This window comes from Streptosporangium sp. H16 (assembly GCF_051918855.1).
Taxonomy (GTDB): domain Bacteria; phylum Actinomycetota; class Actinomycetes; order Streptosporangiales; family Streptosporangiaceae; genus Streptosporangium.
The window spans coordinates 1-19,666 of the sequence record NZ_JBPXMD010000054.1 but is presented as its reverse complement, the minus strand read 5'-3'; the positions used below and the strand labels follow the sequence as shown (position 1 = coordinate 19,666).

19 protein-coding genes, 1 pseudogene and 1 riboswitch are annotated in these 19,666 nt (G+C 70.0%); of the genes and pseudogenes, 10 read left to right on the top strand and 10 right to left on the bottom strand.

Features of this window, described 5'->3' with window-relative positions; all coding sequences use genetic code 11:
• Positions 1–45 precede the first annotated feature (45 nt).
• Entirely contained in the window at positions 46–699 is a 654-nt protein-coding gene (locus ACTOQ2_RS41135) for a class I SAM-dependent methyltransferase (protein ID WP_440107034.1), read from the top strand.
• A gap of 180 nt (positions 700–879) precedes the next feature.
• On the opposite strand, the gene ACTOQ2_RS41130 is transcribed toward ACTOQ2_RS41135, so the two are convergent.
• Entirely contained in the window at positions 880–1,404 is a 525-nt protein-coding gene (locus ACTOQ2_RS41130) for a DUF4396 domain-containing protein (RefSeq protein WP_440107032.1), read from the bottom strand.
• Between the two features lie 219 nt (positions 1,405–1,623).
• Between ACTOQ2_RS41130 and ACTOQ2_RS41125 the strand changes: the two genes are divergently transcribed.
• The 4 genes from ACTOQ2_RS41125 to ACTOQ2_RS41110 all read left to right on the top strand — a co-directional run bounded on the left by ACTOQ2_RS41125 (position 1,624) and on the right by ACTOQ2_RS41110 (position 4,605).
• Positions 1,624–1,992: a BlaI/MecI/CopY family transcriptional regulator gene (locus tag ACTOQ2_RS41125; RefSeq protein WP_440107030.1), complete on the top strand. Its 369-nt coding sequence runs from the start codon at positions 1,624–1,626 to the stop codon at positions 1,990–1,992.
• Positions 1,989–2,939, top strand: a complete 951-nt coding sequence (locus tag ACTOQ2_RS41120; RefSeq protein WP_440107028.1) for a M56 family metallopeptidase — start codon at positions 1,989–1,991, stop codon at positions 2,937–2,939. Before ACTOQ2_RS41125 ends, ACTOQ2_RS41120 begins: the two co-directional genes overlap by 4 nt.
• Before the next feature lie 45 nt (positions 2,940–2,984).
• A complete protein-coding gene (locus tag ACTOQ2_RS41115) occupies positions 2,985–3,878 on the top strand; it encodes a F510_1955 family glycosylhydrolase (protein WP_440107027.1) in 894 nt (297 codons plus the stop codon).
• A 94-nt stretch (positions 3,879–3,972) separates the two neighbouring features.
• A complete protein-coding gene (locus ACTOQ2_RS41110; protein WP_440107025.1) occupies positions 3,973–4,605 on the top strand; it encodes a class I SAM-dependent methyltransferase in 633 nt (210 codons plus the stop codon).
• A 257-nt stretch (positions 4,606–4,862) separates the two neighbouring features.
• Here the strand turns inward: ACTOQ2_RS41110 and ACTOQ2_RS41105 are convergent, their stop codons facing one another.
• Positions 4,863–5,492, bottom strand: coding sequence for a DUF305 domain-containing protein (locus ACTOQ2_RS41105; RefSeq protein WP_440107023.1), 630 nt, complete (start codon positions 5,490–5,492; stop codon positions 4,863–4,865).
• Positions 5,493–7,168: 1,676 nt separating this feature from the next.
• Between ACTOQ2_RS41105 and ACTOQ2_RS41100 the strand changes: the two genes are divergently transcribed.
• The 3 genes from ACTOQ2_RS41100 (at position 7,169) to ACTOQ2_RS41090 (ending at position 10,354) form a co-directional block, all read left to right on the top strand.
• The gene (locus tag ACTOQ2_RS41100; RefSeq protein ID WP_440107021.1) at positions 7,169–7,381 is read left to right on the top strand and encodes a hypothetical protein; all 213 of its coding nucleotides are present in this window, start codon (positions 7,169–7,171) and stop codon (positions 7,379–7,381) included.
• 196 nt (positions 7,382–7,577) lie between these two features.
• Positions 7,578–7,730, top strand: a riboswitch (cyclic di-AMP (ydaO/yuaA leader).
• Between the two features lie 243 nt (positions 7,731–7,973).
• The gene (locus tag ACTOQ2_RS41095) at positions 7,974–9,080 is read left to right on the top strand and encodes a PLP-dependent cysteine synthase family protein (protein WP_440107019.1); all 1,107 of its coding nucleotides are present in this window, start codon (positions 7,974–7,976) and stop codon (positions 9,078–9,080) included.
• Positions 9,023–10,354, top strand: coding sequence for an MDR family MFS transporter (locus tag ACTOQ2_RS41090; protein WP_440107017.1), 1,332 nt, complete (start codon positions 9,023–9,025; stop codon positions 10,352–10,354). The genes ACTOQ2_RS41095 and ACTOQ2_RS41090 overlap by 58 nt, the downstream gene beginning before the upstream one ends.
• Positions 10,355–10,445: 91 nt before the next feature.
• Here ACTOQ2_RS41090 and ACTOQ2_RS41085 read toward each other — a convergent pair whose 3' ends face one another.
• From ACTOQ2_RS41085 to ACTOQ2_RS41055, 7 genes are all read right to left on the bottom strand, one after another.
• Positions 10,446–12,695 (bottom strand): heavy metal translocating P-type ATPase, encoded by a 2,250-nt coding sequence (locus ACTOQ2_RS41085; protein ID WP_440107015.1) that lies wholly within the window; start codon positions 12,693–12,695, stop codon positions 10,446–10,448.
• 31 nt (positions 12,696–12,726) lie between these two features.
• The gene (locus ACTOQ2_RS41080) at positions 12,727–13,731 is read right to left on the bottom strand and encodes a hypothetical protein (RefSeq protein ID WP_440107013.1); all 1,005 of its coding nucleotides are present in this window, start codon (positions 13,729–13,731) and stop codon (positions 12,727–12,729) included.
• Positions 13,728–13,937 carry a heavy-metal-associated domain-containing protein gene (locus ACTOQ2_RS41075; protein ID WP_440107011.1) on the bottom strand — a complete coding sequence of 70 codons (210 nt, stop codon included), beginning with the start codon at positions 13,935–13,937 and terminating at the stop codon, positions 13,728–13,730. Before ACTOQ2_RS41075 ends, ACTOQ2_RS41080 begins: the two co-directional genes overlap by 4 nt.
• Positions 13,938–13,969: 32 nt before the next feature.
• A complete protein-coding gene (locus ACTOQ2_RS41070; protein ID WP_440073909.1) occupies positions 13,970–14,251 on the bottom strand; it encodes a metal-sensitive transcriptional regulator in 282 nt (93 codons plus the stop codon).
• A gap of 129 nt (positions 14,252–14,380) precedes the next feature.
• Complete coding sequence (locus ACTOQ2_RS41065; RefSeq protein ID WP_440107009.1) at positions 14,381–15,811, bottom strand: MFS transporter; 1,431 nt, start codon at positions 15,809–15,811, stop codon at positions 14,381–14,383.
• A 140-nt stretch (positions 15,812–15,951) separates the two neighbouring features.
• The gene (locus ACTOQ2_RS41060; protein WP_440107007.1) at positions 15,952–16,233 is read right to left on the bottom strand and encodes a heavy-metal-associated domain-containing protein; all 282 of its coding nucleotides are present in this window, start codon (positions 16,231–16,233) and stop codon (positions 15,952–15,954) included.
• Between the two features lie 292 nt (positions 16,234–16,525).
• On the bottom strand, positions 16,526–17,134 hold the full coding sequence (locus tag ACTOQ2_RS41055) for a TetR/AcrR family transcriptional regulator (RefSeq protein ID WP_440107005.1): 609 nt from the start codon (positions 17,132–17,134) through the stop codon (positions 16,526–16,528).
• A gap of 88 nt (positions 17,135–17,222) precedes the next feature.
• Between ACTOQ2_RS41055 and ACTOQ2_RS41050 the strand changes: the two genes are divergently transcribed.
• The gene (locus tag ACTOQ2_RS41050; RefSeq protein WP_440107003.1) at positions 17,223–18,647 is read left to right on the top strand and encodes an MFS transporter; all 1,425 of its coding nucleotides are present in this window, start codon (positions 17,223–17,225) and stop codon (positions 18,645–18,647) included.
• A gap of 294 nt (positions 18,648–18,941) precedes the next feature.
• A complete protein-coding gene (locus ACTOQ2_RS41045; RefSeq protein WP_440107001.1) occupies positions 18,942–19,316 on the top strand; it encodes a metalloregulator ArsR/SmtB family transcription factor in 375 nt (124 codons plus the stop codon).
• Between the two features lie 231 nt (positions 19,317–19,547).
• Here ACTOQ2_RS41045 and ACTOQ2_RS41040 read toward each other — a convergent pair.
• Positions 19,548–19,666, bottom strand: a pseudogene (locus tag ACTOQ2_RS41040) (phosphotyrosine protein phosphatase); the annotation flags it as partial.

The following is a 19,666-nucleotide window of genomic DNA, read 5'->3' as shown; positions in this document are numbered from 1 at the left end:
ACGGATCATTCATTATTGAACAGGTTGTTCGAGAGGAGAACGATAATGGGACTGGGCAGATTGCTCCACAACCACGCCGAGCACGCCGACGAGGGCGGGACGATCGATCACCCCCGCGCCTACGACATCGCGGCGAACATCGGCCTGCTCGGGCGACGGCGCGAGATCTTCACCCGCCTGGCGGCGCTGTCCGGGACCCGGCCGGGCGACCAGGTGCTCGACGTCGGTTGCGGCACCGGCTACCTGACCCGGATCCTGGCCCCGCTCGTCGGCCCGGCAGGCCACGTGACCGGCGTCGACCCCTCACCACCCATGATCGGCCATGCCCGCCGACGCGCCCCGGGCAACTGCTCCTACGTCGCGGGCACCGGGCAGGCGCTCGACCTGCCCGACGCCTCCTTCGACGTGGTGGTCTCCAGCCTGGCCGTCCACCACATGCCGGCCGCCGGGCGCGGCGCCGCCGTAAGGGAGATGTTCCGGGTACTGCGGCCGGGCGGGCGGCTGCTGATCGCCGAGTTCCGCCCGCCCGCCAACCCCCTGCTCGCCCATCTCGTCGGCATGGTGTCGGGCCCCGCGATGCGGCACAGCCCGCGGGACCTGCTCGGCGACCTGATCCCCGACGCCGGATTCCACCTCACCGACGAGGGCGATCTGCCGGTCATGCTCTACTACGTCCGGGCCTCGCGCCCCTCGGCCTGAGAAGCGCGACGGATCGGGAGGGCGGCCCGCCCGGCAGGACCGTCGACCGTCGCGGCACGGTAGGCGCCATGGAGGAGGCCTTCGAGGCGCACGGCTTCCACGGAGGCGGCCTGTTGGGCGTCGAGCATCGGGCTGGCCGGTCGGTGCCGGTCGGTGGCCGTCGGTGCTCGCCGGTGCCCGTCAGTGGTGGTAGGCGTGGACAACGGCGTGTCCCTTGCCCCGGCCGATGATCCACTTGTTGATGGGCGTGGTGACCAGGAAGGCCACCAGGAGGGCGAAGGCGAGGGCGCCCCAGAACAGGCCGGACGTCAGCTCGGCGTCCATAGCGCCGGGGACGGCGATCATCACCCCGTTGTCGACGATCTCCATGACGAGGATGGACAGGGTGTCGGCCGCCAGTGCCAGCCGCAGGGCCTTGCGCCAGTCGACGCCGGCCCTGCGCAACCCGACCAGGGTGAGCGCGTAGCCGAAGAAGAAGGCCAGCACGATGGCCAGGACGATGGTGGGCACGTTCGGCCATCCCAGAGCCGTGCCGATCACCATGCCGAGCACCTCACCGATGGCACACCCGGTGAGGCAGTGCAAGGTCGCCGACGCGGCCACTCGCCAGGTGGCCTTCCGCGCATGACCGGCGTGCCCGAGGTGGTCGTGCCCGTGGGGCTCGTCGTGTCCGGCATGATCCCTGGAACCCATCGATTCCGCCATCACGGCCTCCCGGCTTGCGCATCGTCTCGACAACTCCGCCACCATATACGGGTGGGGGGTATATGGGCAACATCTCTCATGCCGGAGGGCGCGGGCCGCGGGCCCGCCCGGATCGCGCCCCCGGCGACCTGCGGGCCGGGGACCGAGGTGACGCATGGTCGGGTGTCTACGACGGCCGGTAGCATTAAGTGAGTCGCCGGTAGAAGGGAGTCTCGCCCGATGCGTGGTCTGGGAGACCTGGAGTCCACGATCATGGAGCGCCTGTGGTCGTACCACCGGCCGGCGTCGGTCAGGGACGTGCTCGAAGATCTCCGTCGTGAGCGGGACATCGCCTACACGACCGTCATGACGGTGATGGACAAGCTGCACAAGAAGGGCCTGCTGCGCAGGAAACCGGTCGGCCGGGCGTACGCCTACGAGACGGTGGCCAGCAAGGAGGCCTACACCGCCGACCTGATGCGCAACACCCTGGCCTCCAGCGGTAACCAGGCGGCCACGCTGGTGCACTTCCTGGAGCGGCTGACCCCTGAGGAGTCGGTCGCGCTGGAGGCCGCTTTGAAGGTGTATCCGCCGGGGCGCCGCGCATGATGGCCGCCGCCGTTTTGGCCCTGTACGCCGTGGTCGCGGTGGTCACGCTGCCCCGCCTGCTGGGCCGGGGCGAGTGGGCCGAGCGCGCGCCCCGCCTGGCGATCTGCGTCTGGCTGGCCGCCTGCGCCTCCGTGGTCGCCTCCGCGGTCCTCTCCGCGCTCGCCGTCGCGATTCCGGCCAGTGTGATCGGCCATGGCCTGGCCGAGTTCTTCGAGGCGTGCGCGGACATGCTCTCCGAGGGCGCGTCTGTCACCTCCCCGGGGGCGCGCGCCGCTCTGTTCGGCGCCGCCCTGATCGCGGCCAGGATCACCTACTGCGGGGCGGCCATCCTGGTCAGGGCGCGGCGGGAACGGCGGCGGCACGCCGAGATGCTGAACTTGCTCGGCCGCCATGACGGCGCGCTGGACGCGGTCGTGCTCGACCATGACGAGGCCGCCGCCTACTGCCTGCCCGGCCGCGACGGCAAGGCCGTCATCACCACCGCGGCCCTGCGATCCCTGGCTCCCGAGCAGGTCGCCGCCGTCCTCGCTCATGAGCAGGCGCACCTGCGCGGGCGCCATCACCTCGTCCTGGCCGCCGCCGAGGCCTTCTGCCGGGCCTTCCCCCATCTGCCGCTGTTCGCCCGGGCCAGAAAGGAGATCGCCCGGCTGATCGAGCTGCTCGCCGACGACGTCGCGGCCCGCCGCCACCCGCGTATCCACATCGCCGCCGCACTGGTCCGGCTCGCCACCGGACGAGCCCCCGCGTTCACGCTGGGCGCCGGCGGCCAGACCGCCCTCACCCGTGTCCGGCGCATGCTCAGCCCGGCGGCCCCGCTCAGGCCCCGGGAACGCCTCGCGGGCCTGGCCGCGGTCGCCTTCCTGCTCGCCGGCCCCGCGGCCGTGGCCGCGATTCCCGGTGTGAGCTCGTTCCTGGCCCACCACTGCCACGGCATCTCGCTGTTCTAGCCGCACCTACGATGGTGGGTAGTAGATAGGTATAGGCTTGCCGCCATGGTCTTCCTCGACCGGCGTCTTCGCCTGCGCGCAGGCATCGCCCTGGCACTCCTGCCCCTGCTGGCTCTGGCCGGTACGGCGTGCACCGGGCAATCTTCACCGGAGGTCGCCGGTTCGGCCGATCCCGGAATCGGGCACGTCCACGGTCTCGGCGTTGATCCGGCGGACGGCACGACCTATGTCGCGGGGCACTACGGCCTGTTCCAGATTCAATCCGCCGACACGGCCCGGCGGGTGGCCGATCGGATCCAGGACCACATGGGTTTTACCGTCATCGGGCCCAAGACCTTCCTGGCCAGCGGACACCCCGGACAAGCTGAGGTCTTGGCGGGGGCTTCGGCGCACCTGGGGCTGATTCGCACGACGGACGCCGGTGCCACCTGGAGTGCGGTGTCGCAGGCGGGTATCGCCGACTTCCACGCGATTCAACCGGCGGGAACGATCCTCTACGCCTACGACAGCCAGACGGGCCGGGTACGGCGCAGCGATGATCAAGGCAAGAGCTGGTTGCCGGGGGCCAGGGCGGAGGTGATCGACCTGGCCGCTCACCCCCGCAAACCCGAGCGGGTGTATGCGACCACACCGGACGGGCTCCAGGTCAGCGATGACGGCGCCATGACCTTCACCGCGCTCGCCACCTCCCCGCTCATGTCTCATGTGGACTCTGTCGGCGAAGACGATCTCGTCGGGGCCGGAGCTGACGGCCAGGTGCACACCAGCAAGGACACCGGTAAAACCTGGCAGGTGGCGGGCCGGCTGCCAGGCCAGGCCGCCGCTTTCGCGGCTGTCGACCGGCGGCGTCTTCTCGCGGCCCTGCAGGACGGAACCGTCATGGAGTCGACAGACGCCGGACATCGCTTCTCGGTGCTCTACCGTCCCACCGCGCACTGAGCCGCGCCGAGCCCCAGCTCGATCGCTCCGGTTCGGCTGGCGGGCCGATGACGCCGCCGGTGAGCCGTCAGGTGATGATGGGAGCGGGGAGACGATGACGAAGGCAGGCATAAACCATCCGATCTTCGCGCGGTTCTACGCCCGCGTCAGCCGGGCGGTGGAGCGCGCGGGTCTGGCCGAGCGTCGTGAGAGGCTGCTGGCCGGGCTGCATGGAACGGTGATCGAGGTGGGCGCCGGCCCCGGGCTGACCTTCGCCCATTACCCGCCGGCCGTCGCTCGCGTGCTCGCGGTTGAACCGGAGCCGCATCTGCGCCGGCTCGCGCAGGCCAACGCCGGCAAGGCCCGCGTTCGGATCGACGTGGTCGACGGCCTCGCCGAACGGTTGCCCGGCGCGGAGGCGAGCTTCGATGCGGCGGTGATGTCCCTGGTGCTGTGCTCGGTCGCCGACCAGGCCTCGGCGTTGCGAGAGGTGCGCCGGGTGCTCGCACCCGGAGGGCAGCTGCGTTTCCTCGAACATGTCCTGGCCGACTCACCCGCCATGATCGGTGTTCAGCGTCTGCTGGACGCCACGGTGTGGCCCCGCCTGTTCGGCGGCTGCCACACCAGCCGCGACAGCGCGGCGGCGATCGAGCGGGCCGGATTCACCCTTGAACGGCTGGAACGGTTCCTGCTTCCCGAAATCCGCACGCCGTTGTCCTATCTCATCCTTGGCGTGGCCCGCCGATGAAGGAACCAGGACGCGCCCTGGCCCTTCACCGTCAGCGACCACGGCGCGAGGCATCTCATAACGCGATCCGTGGAAAAGCTGATCAACCGCCTCGTCCGATCATGCCGGTGGACAAAGCGGTGGGACGAACACAGGAGTTCTTCTGACCACTCCGTGGCGCCAAGGCGAAGAGGGGATGAAGAGGGGATCACGACATTCACCGCTGAAAGCCGGCGGTGTGGGAGATCACCTCCGCACACCGCCGGACACCCCATGGCCTAGAGCCGGCCCAAAAGCTCCTGCATTCGCTCGATCTCAGCCTGCTGGGTGGTCTCGATGGCCTTGGCGAGTTCCTTGGCCTTGGGATCGACCCCATCGCTTTGTTCGGTCTTGGCCATCGTGATCGCCCCCTGGTGATGGGCGATCATCAGCTTGGTGAACATCCGGTCGAACTGCGCGTCCTTCGCCGCCTGGAGCTTGAGCATGTCCTCCTCGGTCATCATGCCGGGCATGACATGCTCGCCGTGGCCTTCCTGCGGGGCGGGAGCCTTCCACATGGACAACCACTCGGTCATGGTCGCGATCTCTGGCCCCTGCGCGGCCTTGATCATCGCCGCCAGCTCCTTCACCTGCGGATCGGAGGCTCGCGTCTCGGCCAGCTTGGCCATCTCCACGGCCTGCTCGTGATGCGGGATCATCATCTGCGCGAAGATGACGTCGACGTCGTTGAAGGAGGCCTGCGGCTTCTGGCTTGCGGTAGAAGCGGGAGCGGGAGCACTGCCGGCCATGCCGGTGTGGCCGCTCATCGCCTCATCGCCGCCTCCACAGGCGGTGAGCAGTGCAAAAGCGCTGGCTCCTGCCGTGGCGGTCAATCCGAGTCTGCGAAGGGCGGATCGGTTGGCGAACATCTTGGTGATCTCTTTCCGGTTGGTCGTACCTGCGTTCCGGTCGTCTGCGGGCGGATCTTCGATGCCGTCCGCGCAGGCGATCGGCCTATACGCGCAGAACCGAAAGACACGCCAGGCGCAGGGCCGTTTTTCGCGGGGGCGGGCGGGCGACGAGCAGCGCCGACGAGGCGGCGGCCGCGCGGGCTCGCGCGATGTGCCGCGTCCATAGGGACGCCGCGCTGATGAGGAGAAGAAGCACTGAGGTGAGTACGGCCAGGCAGACGGAGCTCGGATCAAGAGGCAAAGGAGTGTCATCACGCCCTGCGAGCAGTTGCCTGGCTTGGGGCATCAAGGGGGGATGGGGCTCTGCGTATGCTTTCAGCACCCCATGATCAGCGGCAGAGGCGTGCCCGGGAGGGGCAGGCATGCCGCCGTGCCTTTGCCAGTGGTCCAGGTGTCCCAGGGTGTGCATCCCGGCGACGCCCAGAACCAGAGCGATCAGAAGAAGCCGGTACGACACCCGCACCGTGAACTGGCGGGCTGAACCGTCCATCGTCCTCCTTCGCTCTCGCGGTCTGACCTTCCCAGCTGTTCTACGATTTACCATCGTAGGCCAGTCGGCGTAGACTTATGGGCCGGAAACCCTCGCGGAAGCGAACACCGACGAGGCGTGCGCCGCAAACTCCTCAGCCTGTCCAGCGAGCGCATTGCCAATCGCTCGCAGGCATTGTGGCCGGCAAGTGAACGACGGGGGCGCCGTGAAGGCGCGTCGCGCGACCAGGTTCGCAGGGTAGGGCAGTACTCGGCCGTCGGGTCAAAGCCGACTAATCGCTACACAAGCTCATACTATCCAACATAGTAAACACTGGCGGACAGGTCTCCCTCCGCTGACCGCCAACGCTGCTCCCGGCCCCGGGCGGCGGCGGATCCTCGCCCTGCGGCCACGCTCCTCTGAGTCACTTACTCAAAGGAGAACGAGAATGCACACAGAGTGATGTACGGTTCGCTCTGTGACCGCGTGCGCCCGCTCATCCGCCTCTCGGCTTCCTGGAACGCCAGGACTGTGGATCGGCATGCTCGCGGCACTCATCGTCTTCCACGTGATCCTTTGTACAGCTGGGTCGCATATCCGCGTTGAGGACTCCTCGCCTCACTCCGCCGGGGCGGCCTCGTCTCATGGAAACCCAGGGTCAGGCCACCACGAACATCCGGTGACGTGTGACGCTCCCACCATGCTGACGGCTTCCGATCACCGCGGCGCGGCGTCCTTCCCCCCTTTTCTGGTGGTGTTGAAGCCGGGCGTATCCGATGAAGCCGTACCAGAGCATCTGCGACGAGTGCGTGGCTTCGACTCTCGGCTCTCGCTGCGCTCTGGAACGAGTCTTCTTGCCCTGCTCTGTGAATCGCGGGTATAAGAGCGGCTTCCTGGTGCGTTCGCCTTCGGCGCACTTGACCAACGTTTTCGTTCTGCGTCCTCGCCCGGAGGCGCCATTTCGCTTCGCCTGAGAATGGCCGAGGCAGAGGCGCTCGTCCACCTAAGTCGCTGTCTTCGGTGAAACGGCGGTCGCCAGGCTGGAGAACGCGGAGCCTGCGCCTCGCTCGGGCTGGGTCACGATCGCCATCAACGCCGCGGATCCCTGCAGGTCACACCCCCGCAAGGGCAGGACCACGATTGCATACTATGTATTGTAGTAGGAGTGGTCGAGGAGGTGAATGATCAACTCGTGCGCGGCAGGGTTGGAAGTCAACGCGTTGCCTCGTTTCTCTCATGCGCATACATCCACCCGAACAGCAGGCTCCTCCTCAAGGAGGCCAGGGGAGACGCCAGGGCCGACGAGGTAGCGGAAGGCGCGCATACCCCACAGCGCGACATCGAGTGCAAAACTCGCCACCTCTACTACTACTCATAGCAAATAAGTTAAAAATTGTGGAAAAAAGGTCCCGCCGCGCGGGGAATCTCATTGAACGTTCCTGGGTGTGGTGTGCGTGGTTTTATCCGAACCGCCTACCTCCGGGGAACTCAAGACATACGCCTGACATGCGGTGGGTGATGCCGCCATAGTGCCGAGAGCGCGTCTCACCTGCGTAGATTCCCTTCCCGTGCGGCGATCGTAGCCGCCGAGTCTGCGATCTTCACGGAGTCGGGGCCCCAGTCTCTCTGGGGTGAATCGGCGCGCCCGCCCCCACGCGGCGCCCCGTAGGGCACTTCCACACCCGACCCCGCCCGCTAACCAGCTAGGCGCCTGGAAGTAAGGAGAACTCCCCGCATAACCACATACCGCTTCCCCCTGACGGGGGAGTTGCCAGGCGGTCATTCCTGCTCCAGCCGGGCCGCCGCCCGCGCCGTGATCTTCGATTTCATCGGAATCGGCACAACCTGTACGGGCTGCGCGGCAGCCCCGGCCACCACGGTCTCGCCAACTCCGAGGCCGCCACCCTGTGGCCTGGCCATCACACCGGCGGTGTCCGCCGAAGCGAAGCAAGCTCATCAGAGGAATGCAGATGGAGAACACTCGTGTGAAGACCCGGGCCTCGACGGCGAGCGTTGCGGGAACCCCCTCTCCGGCAAGCCTTGTCGGCGACACGCCGGTGCTGTGGGTGCCTGAGCTGTGGACCGGTGAAGAAGAACGTGGCTTCTGGGCGAAGCTGGAAGGCTGCAACCCGGGCGGTATCAAGGACCGCCCGGCGTTGCACATGATCGAGCAGGCGCGCCTGCGCGGAGAGTTGCAACCGGGGCGGGCGATCATCGAGTCGACCAGCGGGACGCTCGGGCTCGGCCTGGCGCTGGCGGGCATCGTCCACCACCATCCGGTGATCCTGGTGAGCGACCCCGGCCTGGAACCGTTGATGCACCGGCTGCTGCGCGCCTACGGAGCCCATGTCGAGACGGTTGGCGCCCCCCACCCCACCGGGGGGTGGCAGGAGGCGCGGCGCCGGCGCGTCGGCGAACTCCTGGCCGAACACCCCGGCGGGTACTGCCCCGACCAGTACAGCAACCCCGACAACGTCTCGGCCTACCAAGGCCTCGCCCAGGAACTGGCCGACCGGCTCGACCGGCTCGACATCCTGGTGTGCAGCGTGGGCACCGGCGGCCACAGCGCCGGCGTGTTCGGCGCGCTGCGCGAGCTCCGGCCTTCCGTACGCCTGGTGGGGGTCGACACGGTCGGTTCCACGATCTTCGGTCAGCCCGCTCGCGCGCGGCTCATGCGTGGTCTGGGCAGCAGCATCCATCCGCGCAACGTCGCGTACAGGGCTTTCAGCGAGGTGCACTGGGTGGCGCCCGGCGAGGCCGTGTGGGCCTGTCGCCGGCTCGCGGCGGGCAGATACGCGTCCGGAGGATGGAGCGTGGGCGCCGTCGCGCTCGTGGCCTCCTGGCTGGCGCGTTCCGAGCCCGCGGGCACGCAGATCGCTGCGGTCTTTCCCGACGGCCCCGAACGCTACTTCGACACCGTCTACAACGACGCCTACTGCGCCGAGCACGGTCTGCTCGAGGTCAAGCCGGAGCCTGAGCCCGACGAGATCGCTCATCCGCGCGAAGCCGAGGTGGTGCGATGGACGCGCTGCGCTACCGTGGTGGACCCGGTGAAAGACGCGGAAGAGCGCACATGAGAACCACCCTCGCCCAGGTGCGATCGTTCAACCGGCCGATCCGGCTTCTCCTGGTCAACCAGCTCACCATCAACGTCGGCTTCTACATGCTCATGCCGTACCTCGCCCTGTATCTGTCCGACGACCTCGGGCTGGCGGTCTGGCTGGTCGGCCTCATCCTGGGCGTACGCAACCTCAGCCAGCAAGGCATGTTCCTGCTGGGCGGCAGCCTGGCCGACCGGATCGGCTACAAGCCGATGATCATGGCTGGGCTGATCCTTCGAAGCGTCGGGTTCGCGCTGCTCGGCCTGGTCGAGTCGCTGCCGGCACTGATCGTCGCCGCCGCGCTCACCGGCTTCGCCGGCGCGCTGTTCAACCCTGCGGCCCGCGCCTACCTGGCTCAGGAGGCGGGTGAGCGCAAAGTCGAGGCGTTCGCGGTCTTCAACGTCTTCTACCAGACGGGCATCCTGGCCGGGCCGGTGATCGGCCTGCTGCTCAACGGTGTCGCCTTCCGTCTCATCTGCTTGGTCGCGGCCGGACTGTTCACCGTTTTGGCCGTCGTGCAGGTGCGGGCCCTGCCGGCGCGGTCCGGTGGCAGGGCGGGCGCTGAGGCGAGTCTGCTGCAGGACTGGCGCCAGGTGATCGGCAATCGCGCCTTCCTGCTGTTCTCGCTGGCCATGGTCGGCTCCTACGTGCTCAACTTTCAGATCTATCTGGGCCTGCCCATTGAGATCCGCCGGATGACCGGTGGTGAGGCCGGGGTCACGCTGATGTTCGTGCTCTCTGGCGGGCTGGCCATCCTCGGGCAGGTTCGCATCACCGCCTGGGCCAAAGCGCGATGGACATCCGGGCAGGCGATGGCCCGGGGCCTGTGGCTGATGGGTGCCTCGTTCGTCCCGCTGGCGCTCGGCACCACACTGCCTGCCCGGAATCTCGATGCGGCCCCCTGGCTCGCGTATGCCGTGGCATTGGCGCCGGCGCTCCTGACGACCTGCCTGCTCAGTCTGGCCACCATGATCGTCTACCCGTTCGAGATGGCGACCATCGCCGCGCTCGGCGGAGAACGCATGATCGGCACTTACTACGGGTTCTACAACACCCTGTCCGGGATCGGCATCGCGGCCGGAAACCTGCTCACCGGGACGGTGCTCGATGCCGGACGGCAGATGGGAGCTCCGGGCCTTGCGTGGTGGAGCCTGGTCATCGTCGGATGCGGGTGCGCGATGGCTGTCTGGGCACTCGACCGGTCCGGGCGGCTGACGCCGGATCACCAGCCGCAGGCGGCCCTCACCTGAAAGACCTTCATGATTGCTCCGGGGAAGTCCGTACCCGACGACCTTGCTCTCGTCTCGGACGGTCGTCGCCCGCGGCCGCACCGGCGTTTCGCTAGGTGAAGGTGCGCAGGCGCAGACTGTTGCCGACCACGAAGACCGAGGAGAACGCCATCGCGGCCCCGGCGATCATCGGGTTGAGCAGGCCGAGCGCGGCCAGGGGCAGGGCGGCCACGTTGTAGGCGAAGGCCCAGAACAGGTTGCCCCTGATGGTGCGAAGGGTACGGCGTGACAGCCGGATGGCGTCGGCGGCCACCCGCAGGTCGCCGCGGACCAGGGTGAGGTCGGAGGCCTCGATGGCCGCATCGGTGCCGGTGCCCATGGCCAGGCCCAGATCGGCTTGGGCGAGCGCCGCGGCGTCGTTGACGCCGTCACCCACCATGGCCACCGACCTGCCCTCGGCCTGCAGCCGCTTGACGACGTCGACCTTGTCGGCGGGCAGCACCTCGGCGATGACCTCGGTGATGCCGACCTCGGCCGCGACCGACCGTGCGACGGTCTCGTTGTCGCCGGTGAGCAGCACCGGCCTCAGGCCCAGGGCGCGTAGCTGCCGGACCGCCTCGGCCGAGGTGGGCTTGACGGTGTCGGCCACCGTCAGGACCGCGCGAGCCTGGCCGTCCCAGCCGACCGCGACGGCTGTGCGGCCCGCCGCCTGCGCCTCGGTGAGTGCCCGCTCCAGGCCGGTGGGCAGGTGCTGGGACCACTCGGCGAGCAGCGCGGGGCGGCCCGCCAGCACGGCGTGACCGTCGACGATGCCCTGTACGCCGAGCCCTTCGCGGTTGGCGAAGTCCTCGGGGGTGGGCAGCTCGCCCACGCGTTCGGCCGCCCCCCGGGCGATGGCCTGGGCGATGGGGTGTTCGGAGGCGTGCTCCAGGGCACCCGCCAGGCGCAGCACCTGCGTCTCGTCCTCGCCGTCGGCGAGATGGACGCCGACCAGGGTCATCTTGCCCTCGGTGACGGTCCCGGTCTTGTCGAGCACGACGGTGTCGACGGCGCGGGTGGATTCCAGCACCTCCGGGCCCTTGATCAGAATGCCGAGCTGGGCGCCGCGCCCGGTGCCGACCAGCAGGGCGGTCGGCGTGGCCAGGCCCAGGGCGCACGGGCAGGCGATGATCAGCACGGCCACCGCGGCGGTGAAGGCCGCCCCGGCCCCGCCGCCGGTTCCCAGCCAGTAGCCGAGCGTGCCGACGGCCAGTGCGATCACGACCGGCACGAAGATCCCGGAGATGCGGTCGGCCAGCCGCTGGACCTGGGCCTTACCCGTCTGAGCGTCTTCGACCAGCCTGGCCATCCGGGCCAGCTGGGTGTCGGATCCGACGCGGGTGGCGCGAATCAGCAGGCGTCCACCGGCGTTGACGGTCGCGCCGGTCACCGCCTCGCCGGGGCGCACCTCCACCGGCACCGATTCTCCGGTGAGCATGGAGGCGTCGACGGCGGAGGTTCCCTCCTCGACCACGCCGTCGGTGGCGATCTTCTCGCCGGGCCGGACGACGAACCGGTCGCCCGCCTTGAGCTCCCCGGCGGGGACGCGGGTCTCGACGCCGTCGCGCAGCACGGCGACGTCCTTGGCCCCCAACTCCAGCAGGGCCCGCAGGGCGGCGCCCGCGCGGCGCTTGGAGCGGGCCTCGAAGTAGCGGCCGGCCAGGATGAACGCCGTCACTCCGGCGGCGGCCTCCAGATAGATGTTGCCCGAGCCGTCGGTGCGCTCGATGGTGAAGGCGAACGGGTGGGTCATGCCAGGTGTGCCCGCCGTGCCGAGGAACAGCGCCCACAGCGACCAGCCGAGCGCGGCGATCGTGCCGAGCGAGACCAGGGTGTCCATGGTCGCGGCGCCGTGGCGCAGGTTCGTCCAGGCGGCCCGGTGGAAGGGCCAGCCGGCGTAGACGACGACCGGGGCGGCCAAGGCGAGCGACAGCCACTGCCAGTTGACGAACTGCAGGGGCGGGATCATCGACATGGCGATCACCGGCACGGCGAGCACCACGGCGGTGATCAGCCGGTTGCGCAGCGGAGCGAGGTCGTCGGCCGGTTCGCCCGGGGAATCGTCCCGGGTGGTGCCGCTCGCGGGCTTCGCGGGGAGCGCGGCGGTGTAGCCGGCCTTCTCCACCTCGGCGATGAGGTCCTGGGGGTCGACACCCTCGGCGAAAGTGACCTTGGCCTTCTCGGTGGCGTAGTTCACGGTCGCGGTGACGCCGTCGAGTTTGTTGAGCTTGCGTTCGATCCGGTTGGCGCAGGACGCGCAGGTCATGCCGCCGATCGAGAGTTCGACCGCGTCTTGGGCCCTGTCGTCGGTGAGGGAGGACATCACCTGCTCCTTTCGCTCGTCATGCCAGGTGTCAGTGATCGTGGTCGCCGTGCGAGGCGGATGCGGACGGCGTGGCCGCCGGCGCCGGACTCGGCGTCGTGGCCGGTGCAGGGAGCTCACCGGCGCGGACGGTGAAGTCGGCGGTGCGCACGGTTCCCTCGTGCTGGAAGTCCAGGAACAGCCGGTAGTCGCCGCGGCTGGGCACCTCGGCGTAGAAGGTGATCTGCGGGCCCGAGGGGGTCGTGCCGTCACCTGGTTCCCCGTCAGGGTGCACGTGCAGGTAGGCCAGGTCTCCGGCGCGCAGAGCGACCAGGTGCCCGTAGGCGCCCAGGTAGGGCTGCAGGTCGGCGACGGGGTGGCCGTCCTTGCCGACCTTGAGGATGAGCTTGCTGGACGCGCCGGGAGTCAGGTCCCCCTCCAGGGTGACGGTGTAGCCGTCGACCGCGGCAGTACGGCTTGTCGCGGGCAGCGCCTCGGGTTTCTGGGCGCCGGGGGCCTGCAGGTCGATGCCCAGGGTCAGCCCGCGGCCGCCCTCGGGGGCGAAGTCGGCGAACGCCCGGTAGGCGCCCGCCTCGGGCAAGGTCAGCTTCACCGACCACACGCCGTCGCCGGTCAGTTCGGGGTGCAGGTGCTGGAAGCTGCCCAGATCGCGGGAGACCACGATGAGGTGCAGCCTCTTGCCGTGCTCTGTCCGGTAGGCGGTGACAGGCTTGCCGTAGGGGCCGACCACGCCGAAACGGAAGTCCGTCGCCTCGCCCGGCTGGAGCGTGGTGGCCTGGGGGAGGAGGGTGTAGCCGTCCTGGGACACTTGAAGACCTCCGGGGATGGGCTCGCCGGTCGCCGCCGGGCCGGGGGCCGGCTCGGTGTGGGTTCCGTGATCGCCCGCCTGGCTCGCGGACGGGGTCGCGTGGATCGTGTGGGCGTCCGCCGCGGGGCCGGGTCCGGTCTCGCCCACCGCGTTGCCGACCCCCAGAGCCCCGCCGAAGATCACGACGAGTCCGAGGGCGTAGGCGCCCAGCCTGGCCGGTGTGTTCATGACGGGGCCACCACTTCGTATCCGGCCTCGGCGACCGCGGCCGCGATCCGCGCCGGGTCGATCGGGCTCTCGCTCTGGACGGTCACCAGGCCGGTGGTCAGATCCACGTCGACGCCGGTGACGCCGGCGACCTCGCCGACCTCTTCTTTGACGGAGGAGACACAGTGGCCGCAGGTCATGCCCGTGACGGTGTAGGTGGTGGTCATGCGATCACTCCTTGGTCGGTCGGTTTCTTCGATCAGGAACGGACGAGGCGGGCGATGGCGTCGGTGGCCTCCCTGACCTTCTCCTCGGCCTCGGCGCCGCCCTTGGCGGTGGCCTCGGCCACGCAGTGCGCCAGATGCTCCTCCAGCAGGGACAGCGCGAAGGACTGCAGGGCCCGGTTGGCCGCCGACACCTGGGTGAGGATGTCGATGCAGTACTTGTCCTCCTCGACCATCCGCTGCAGGCCCCGCGCCTGCCCCTCGATCCGGCGCAGCCGCCGTAGATGGTCCTGCTTGTTGTGGGTGTAGCCGTGCATGTCCCCGCCCTTCGTCGTCACCTCCCATAACGTCATACCCCGGTAGGGTATTCCGGCGTTCTCGGGATCGTCGGGCGCGAGCCGCGGTGACGTTCCGGGGGCGCGTCGCGGCTCGCGCCCCCGCAACCGTTACACGCCGGCCGGCTGGGGCTTCTCCGGCCGCGTTCGCGCCGCCCGGTGCGGCGTGCGCATGAGCAGCAGGGTCACCACGGCACCGGCGGCGGCCACGGCCGCGGCCCCGACGAAGGCGGCCTGGAAACCGCCGGTGAGCGCGGGCAGGTTCCCCGGCTCCGCGACCTCCCGGGAGGTGGCGATCGCGGTCATCACGGCCAGGCCGAGCGCGGAGCCGACCTGGTAGGTGGTGTTGACGATCCCGGAGGCCAGGCCGCTCTCCTCGGGCCGCACCCCGGACATGGCCGACATCATGGCGGGGATGTAGGCCAGGGACATGCCGACCGCGGCGATCAGTGAGGCGGGCAGCACGTCGACGGCGAACGTCCCGCCCGGCCTGGCGAGCGACAGGCCCGCCAGGCCCACGGCCAGGACGAGCAGGCCGGCGACGATCAGCGGCTTGGCGCCGAACCGGCCCAGCAGCCTCGCGGTGACGCCGATCATGAAGATCATGATGGCGACGGTCATCGGCAGCAGGGCCGCGCCGCTGGGGAAGGCGCCGTAACCGAGCACCTGCTGCAGGTAGAGGTTGAGGAAATACCACATCGGGATCCAGGCCGCCCCCAGCAGGGCCATCGCGAGGTTGGCGGTGGCCAGGCCGGGCGTTCTCCACACGCCGAGCGGCATGAGAGGCTCGCGAACCGTGCGCTGGATCACCAGGAACAGTGCCAGCAGCGCGACCGCTCCGGCGAGCTCCAGCAGCGTGGCGGTCGAGCCCCAGCCCTGTTCGGGGGCCCGGACGACGGCGTGGACCGCCAGGGCGACACCCGCGGTGACCGAGATCGCGCCCAGCGCGTCGACGGGGCCGCGCCTGCCCGGAACGGCGGGCAGCAGAGCGGGGACGGCCGCGAGGGTGGCCAGGCCGATCGGGACGTAGACGATGAACACCCACGGCCAGCTGAGGTACTCGGTGATGACGCCGCCCAGGAACACCCCGGCGGTGCCGCCCGCCGGTGCCGCCGCGCCGTACAGGGCCATGGCCTTGCCCAGCTCGCGCGGGTCGTGGCCGAAGAGCATCATGAGCAGGGTCATCGAGGACGGTGCGATGAGCGCGCCGCCGGCGCCTTGGATCCCGCGGCCGAGGATCTCGACCCAGGCGTCGTCCGCCAGCGCGGCGGCGACGGAACCGGCGATCAGGATGATCCAGCCGGCGGTGAAGACCCTGCGGGCGCCGAACAGGTCCGACAGCCTGCCGCCGAGCAGCAGCAGGCCGCCGAAGGCGATGACGTAGGCGTTGAACACCCACTGCAGGTCGCCGGGGGAGAATCCGAGGTCGCGCTGCATGTCGGGCAGCGCGACGCCGATGATGGAGGTGTCCATGATGACCATGAACTGCGCGGCGGCGAGCACGATGAGTGCCTGCCGCCTGCGGGGGTTGACGGCGTTCATGCCGTACTCCTGATTCCTCGCATCCACGCCGTGGTGGCAGGATGCGTCATGGGGTTGGGTGTGGTCGAGTCCGGCCGGCCCCGTGGGTGGGCGTGCATGCCAGTGCACGCCCACCGTTCGTTCTCTCGGGCGAAGTCGCTCTAGGGGGCGCCTGCCGGCGAGGGGGCGGCCAACGTGTAGCCCGCCCGGTCCACGGCCGCGCGGATCTCCTCGTCGGAGAAGCCCGCCCCGCTGACGGTGACGGCGCCGGTGGCCAGGTCGACCCGAACGTCGCTCACGCCGCCGATCTTGCCGATCTCGCCGGAGACCGAGGAGACGCAGTGCCCGCAGGTCATCCCGCTGACCTGGTAGACGCTCCCGCCGCCGGTCTCCACCTGTGCGGAGGCGCTCTCCGCGGTGCCGCACGCGCATGCCGTGCACATAAGGGTCTCCTCTCACGGGTACCCCGCTGGGGTATCTCGGTTTGCGGCTTCAACATACCCCCTGGGGGTTAAATTGCCAACGGGATCGGAGCGTGCGGCGCCTTCGCCGACATCGCCACCGGGGGAGGACGACGGGATCTCGGCGACGTCCACGTCCGGGAAACCGCAACGGGCGGAGCGCGAGCGGTGAGTTCGGGTGAGTTCGTGGGCCGGTGGCGCGGAGGGCTCGGGTTCCGTGCGGGCTCGCCGAGCTCGGTGGTGGCCACGCCCGCCGGGCGCGCGGGGCGGCGCGCTACTTCGGTGACGCGTGAGAGTCCGGCGGGGCGGCGACCAGGATCGCCTGTGCCGTCGCGATGACGACGCGGGCGGCCTCGCTCGTCTCCATGCGCCCGGCGCGGCTCTCCTCCGCGGCGCCTTTCAGGATGTAGTGCAGGACATTGATCAGCCAGGAGATCGGCAGGTCGGTGCGGAACGCGCCGTCGTCCTGGCCGCGGCGGATGAGCTCTTCGACGCGCCGCGCGGGGGCGGCGTGCAGCTCGCGCACGCGCCCGGCGGGCAGGGCTTTCTGCGCGGCGCTCGACAACGCCATGGATTCGGCCACGAGGGCCCAGCTGGAGTCGAGCAGCCGGGCCAGGGCATCTCGCGCGTCCCCGGTGAGATCGACGGACGACAGCGCCTCCTCGCCGGCGCGCAGCGCGTCGACCAGCGCGGCCTCGACGAGTTCCGCCCGGGTGCGGAAGTGGCCGTAGAGCGTCATCCGGCCCACTTTGGCGGCCTTGGCGATGTCGTCGACACTCGCGTCCGGATCGCTGCTTAGGAGCTTGCGCGCTGCGGAGACGATGCGGGCGATGCTGCGTTCGGCGTCCGCGCGCCGGCGCGGACCGGCAGAGACGGTGGGCATGCCACCACCTTAACTCGTATGCGGGTATACGTGTTACTCTCACGGCTCGAAGTCGTACACGACCATACGAGTTAGCTGGAGGCTCTCGGTGACGCACCATGAGATCCACGAACCATCTCCGCCGGACAGCTCGGCTCATCCGTCGCGGTGGCGCATCCTGGCCTTTCTCGGGGTGGCCCAGCTGATGTTGATCCTCGACGTCACGGTGGTGGCCATCGCGCTCCCGCACATCGAGACCGACCTGGACCTGAGCCGTGAGGCGCTGACATGGACCGTCAGCGCGTACACGTTGACGTTCGGCGGCCTGATGCTGCTGGGCGGGCGGCTCGCCGACCTGGTCGGGGCCAGGCGAGTGGTCCTCGCCGGCCTGCTGATCTTCACGGTGGCGTCATTGGTGACCGGGTTCGCCGACTCCGCCGGCATGCTGCTGGGCGGACGCATCGCGCAGGGAGCCGGTGCGGCGCTGCTGTCCCCGTCGGCCCTGTCACTGCTGGTGACCCTGTTCGATGGCGACGAGCGGAACAAGGCGCTCGGCATCTGGTCCGCGCTCGGCGGTGGGGGCGCGGCTCTAGGCGTGCTGCTGGGAGGACTGCTCACCGCCGGCCCTGGCTGGCCGTGGGTCTTCTACGTCAACGTGCCCATCGGGCTGGTGGTTCTCGCCGCTCTTGCCCGGATGCTGCCGCACCACGGCGTGGCCGCGCCCAGGGCCCGGCTTGACGTGCTCGGTGCGCTGCTGGTCACCGCCTCGTCCGGTGCCGTGATTTACGCGATCACTCGCGCCGGGGACCACGGGTGGCTCACCGCCACAACCGGGTGGCTCCTGCTGGCGGCCGCGGTGGGCTACCTGGCGTTCGTGGCCAGGCAGAAGACCGCCGCCTCGCCCCTGATGGACGTCACGCTGCTGGCCCGGCGCCCGGTGGCCACCGGCACGTTCCTCATCGTGATGGCCACGGCGCTGATGATCGCGGTGTTCTTCCTCGGCACGTTCTACTTCCAGCACGCCCAGGGCTTCGGCGCTCTGCAGACCGGTCTGCTGTTCCTTCCGGTCGCGGCGGCGACGATGCTCGGGGCCGACCTTACCGGCCGGGCCATCGCCCGGGCCGGAGCGCGCCGGCTCGCCGTGGCCGGGTTGCTCACCGCCGCGATCGGCATGGCCGTGCCCGCCCTGTCGACGCATACCGCGACCGTGGTGGCGGGCACGGCGCTCGCGGCCGCCGGGACCGGCGCACTGTTCGTCGTCGCCTCGGCGACCGCTCTGGGCCAGGTGGCCCCGCACGAGTCCGGCATCGCCTCCGGCATCGTCAGCACGTTCCACGAGTTCGGCGCCTCCATCGGAGCCGCCGCCATCTCCAGCGTCGCGGCGGCCAGCCTGGTCGGGGACACGCTCTCGGGGTTCACCAACGGCTACGTCCTGGCCGCGGTCGCCGCAGGTGCCGCGGCCCTCGTGGCCGCCGTCCTGACACCCGGCCGGGCCGGCACCGGGTCCGGAGCGGCGAGCGCGCGGACTCCCTGAGAGGGCGGGGCTCAGCGCCGGTCGAGCGGTTTCCGCATCCGCCCGATCCCCACCCGCCGAGTGGCCTCGATGGTCGTGGCCGGTTTCCCGGCCTGCGGATCGGGCCCCTGCTCCCGCTGGCCACCGTCGGCGGCGGTGACGGCGACGGTGGTGGCTGCTGCGGGTGAGCATCGGCCGTCGACCGGCGGCGACGACGCACCGGCACGTCACGGCCGGCGCGTCGTCGCCGCGTTCGCGATGGGCCCCTACCACCGCGTATGATTTAGACAAATGTCGAAATAGGGGAGTTGCCGTATGACCGCCACCACCGTCCGGTGCTGCGCGCCGATCGCCCGCGAGCCACTGTCGGAGGATGACGCGGCCGATCTGGCGGTGATGCTCAAAGCCGTCGCCGATCCGGTCCGGCTGCGCCTGCTGTTGATGATCGGCTCCCACGCGGGCGGCGAGGCGTGCGTGTGCGACCTGACCCCCGCCTTCGACCTGAGCGCCCCCACGATCTCTCACCACCTCAAGATCCTGCGGACGGCCGGGCTGATCGATTCCGAGCGGCGCGGCACCTGGGTCTACTACTGGATCATCCCCGAAGCGGTGAACAGGCTCGGCGCCCTGTTCGCGCCGCTGGCCGAGCCCGCTCACAGCCCGGTCGACCTGGAGCTCACCACCGTATGACACGCCGATCCCGCGGTGGAGCACCGATGAGCGGATGCGGCGACCGGAGCATCGCCGCGACTTCGCCCGTCGAGGCGGGCGGGCCCGCCCGTGCGCCGCTGGCCGCCGCGCGATTGCCGGTGGCCACCGGGTGGCCGCCGGGTGGCCGCCGGCCGGGCCGCCGCAGGCCTGAGGCAGGCGCCGGCCGCGACCCGGCCACCCCGCCTGGCCTGGGCGAGGGCGGGGCGGTGATCACCTGGCGTCGAGCTCGGCGATGAGTTTCTCGATGCGGGTGCGGATCTCGTCGCGGATCGGCCGGACGGCCTCGATGCCCTGCCCGGCCGGGTCGTCCAGCTTCCAGTCCTCATAGC

Excerpts from the sequence above, each read along its gene's own strand:
- ACTOQ2_RS41135 (WP_440107034.1), top strand. The coding sequence starts at position 46 with ATGGGACTGGGCAGATTGCTCCACAACCACGCCGAGCACGCCGACGAG.
- ACTOQ2_RS41130 (WP_440107032.1), bottom strand. The coding sequence starts at position 1,404 with ATGGCGGAATCGATGGGTTCCAGGGATCATGCCGGACACGACGAGCCC.
- ACTOQ2_RS41125 (WP_440107030.1), top strand. The coding sequence starts at position 1,624 with ATGCGTGGTCTGGGAGACCTGGAGTCCACGATCATGGAGCGCCTGTGG.
- ACTOQ2_RS41120 (WP_440107028.1), top strand. The coding sequence starts at position 1,989 with ATGATGGCCGCCGCCGTTTTGGCCCTGTACGCCGTGGTCGCGGTGGTC.
- ACTOQ2_RS41115 (WP_440107027.1), top strand. The coding sequence starts at position 2,985 with ATGGTCTTCCTCGACCGGCGTCTTCGCCTGCGCGCAGGCATCGCCCTG.
- ACTOQ2_RS41110 (WP_440107025.1), top strand. The coding sequence starts at position 3,973 with ATGACGAAGGCAGGCATAAACCATCCGATCTTCGCGCGGTTCTACGCC.
- ACTOQ2_RS41105 (WP_440107023.1), bottom strand. The coding sequence starts at position 5,492 with ATGTTCGCCAACCGATCCGCCCTTCGCAGACTCGGATTGACCGCCACG.
- ACTOQ2_RS41095 (WP_440107019.1), top strand. The coding sequence starts at position 7,974 with ATGGAGAACACTCGTGTGAAGACCCGGGCCTCGACGGCGAGCGTTGCG.
- ACTOQ2_RS41090 (WP_440107017.1), top strand. The coding sequence starts at position 9,023 with ATGGACGCGCTGCGCTACCGTGGTGGACCCGGTGAAAGACGCGGAAGA.
- ACTOQ2_RS41085 (WP_440107015.1), bottom strand. The coding sequence starts at position 12,695 with ATGTCCTCCCTCACCGACGACAGGGCCCAAGACGCGGTCGAACTCTCG.
- ACTOQ2_RS41080 (WP_440107013.1), bottom strand. The coding sequence starts at position 13,731 with ATGAACACACCGGCCAGGCTGGGCGCCTACGCCCTCGGACTCGTCGTG.
- ACTOQ2_RS41075 (WP_440107011.1), bottom strand. The coding sequence starts at position 13,937 with ATGACCACCACCTACACCGTCACGGGCATGACCTGCGGCCACTGTGTC.
- ACTOQ2_RS41070 (WP_440073909.1), bottom strand. The coding sequence starts at position 14,251 with ATGCACGGCTACACCCACAACAAGCAGGACCATCTACGGCGGCTGCGC.
- ACTOQ2_RS41065 (WP_440107009.1), bottom strand. The coding sequence starts at position 15,811 with ATGAACGCCGTCAACCCCCGCAGGCGGCAGGCACTCATCGTGCTCGCC.
- ACTOQ2_RS41060 (WP_440107007.1), bottom strand. The coding sequence starts at position 16,233 with ATGTGCACGGCATGCGCGTGCGGCACCGCGGAGAGCGCCTCCGCACAG.
- ACTOQ2_RS41055 (WP_440107005.1), bottom strand. The coding sequence starts at position 17,134 with ATGCCCACCGTCTCTGCCGGTCCGCGCCGGCGCGCGGACGCCGAACGC.
- ACTOQ2_RS41045 (WP_440107001.1), top strand. The coding sequence starts at position 18,942 with ATGACCGCCACCACCGTCCGGTGCTGCGCGCCGATCGCCCGCGAGCCA.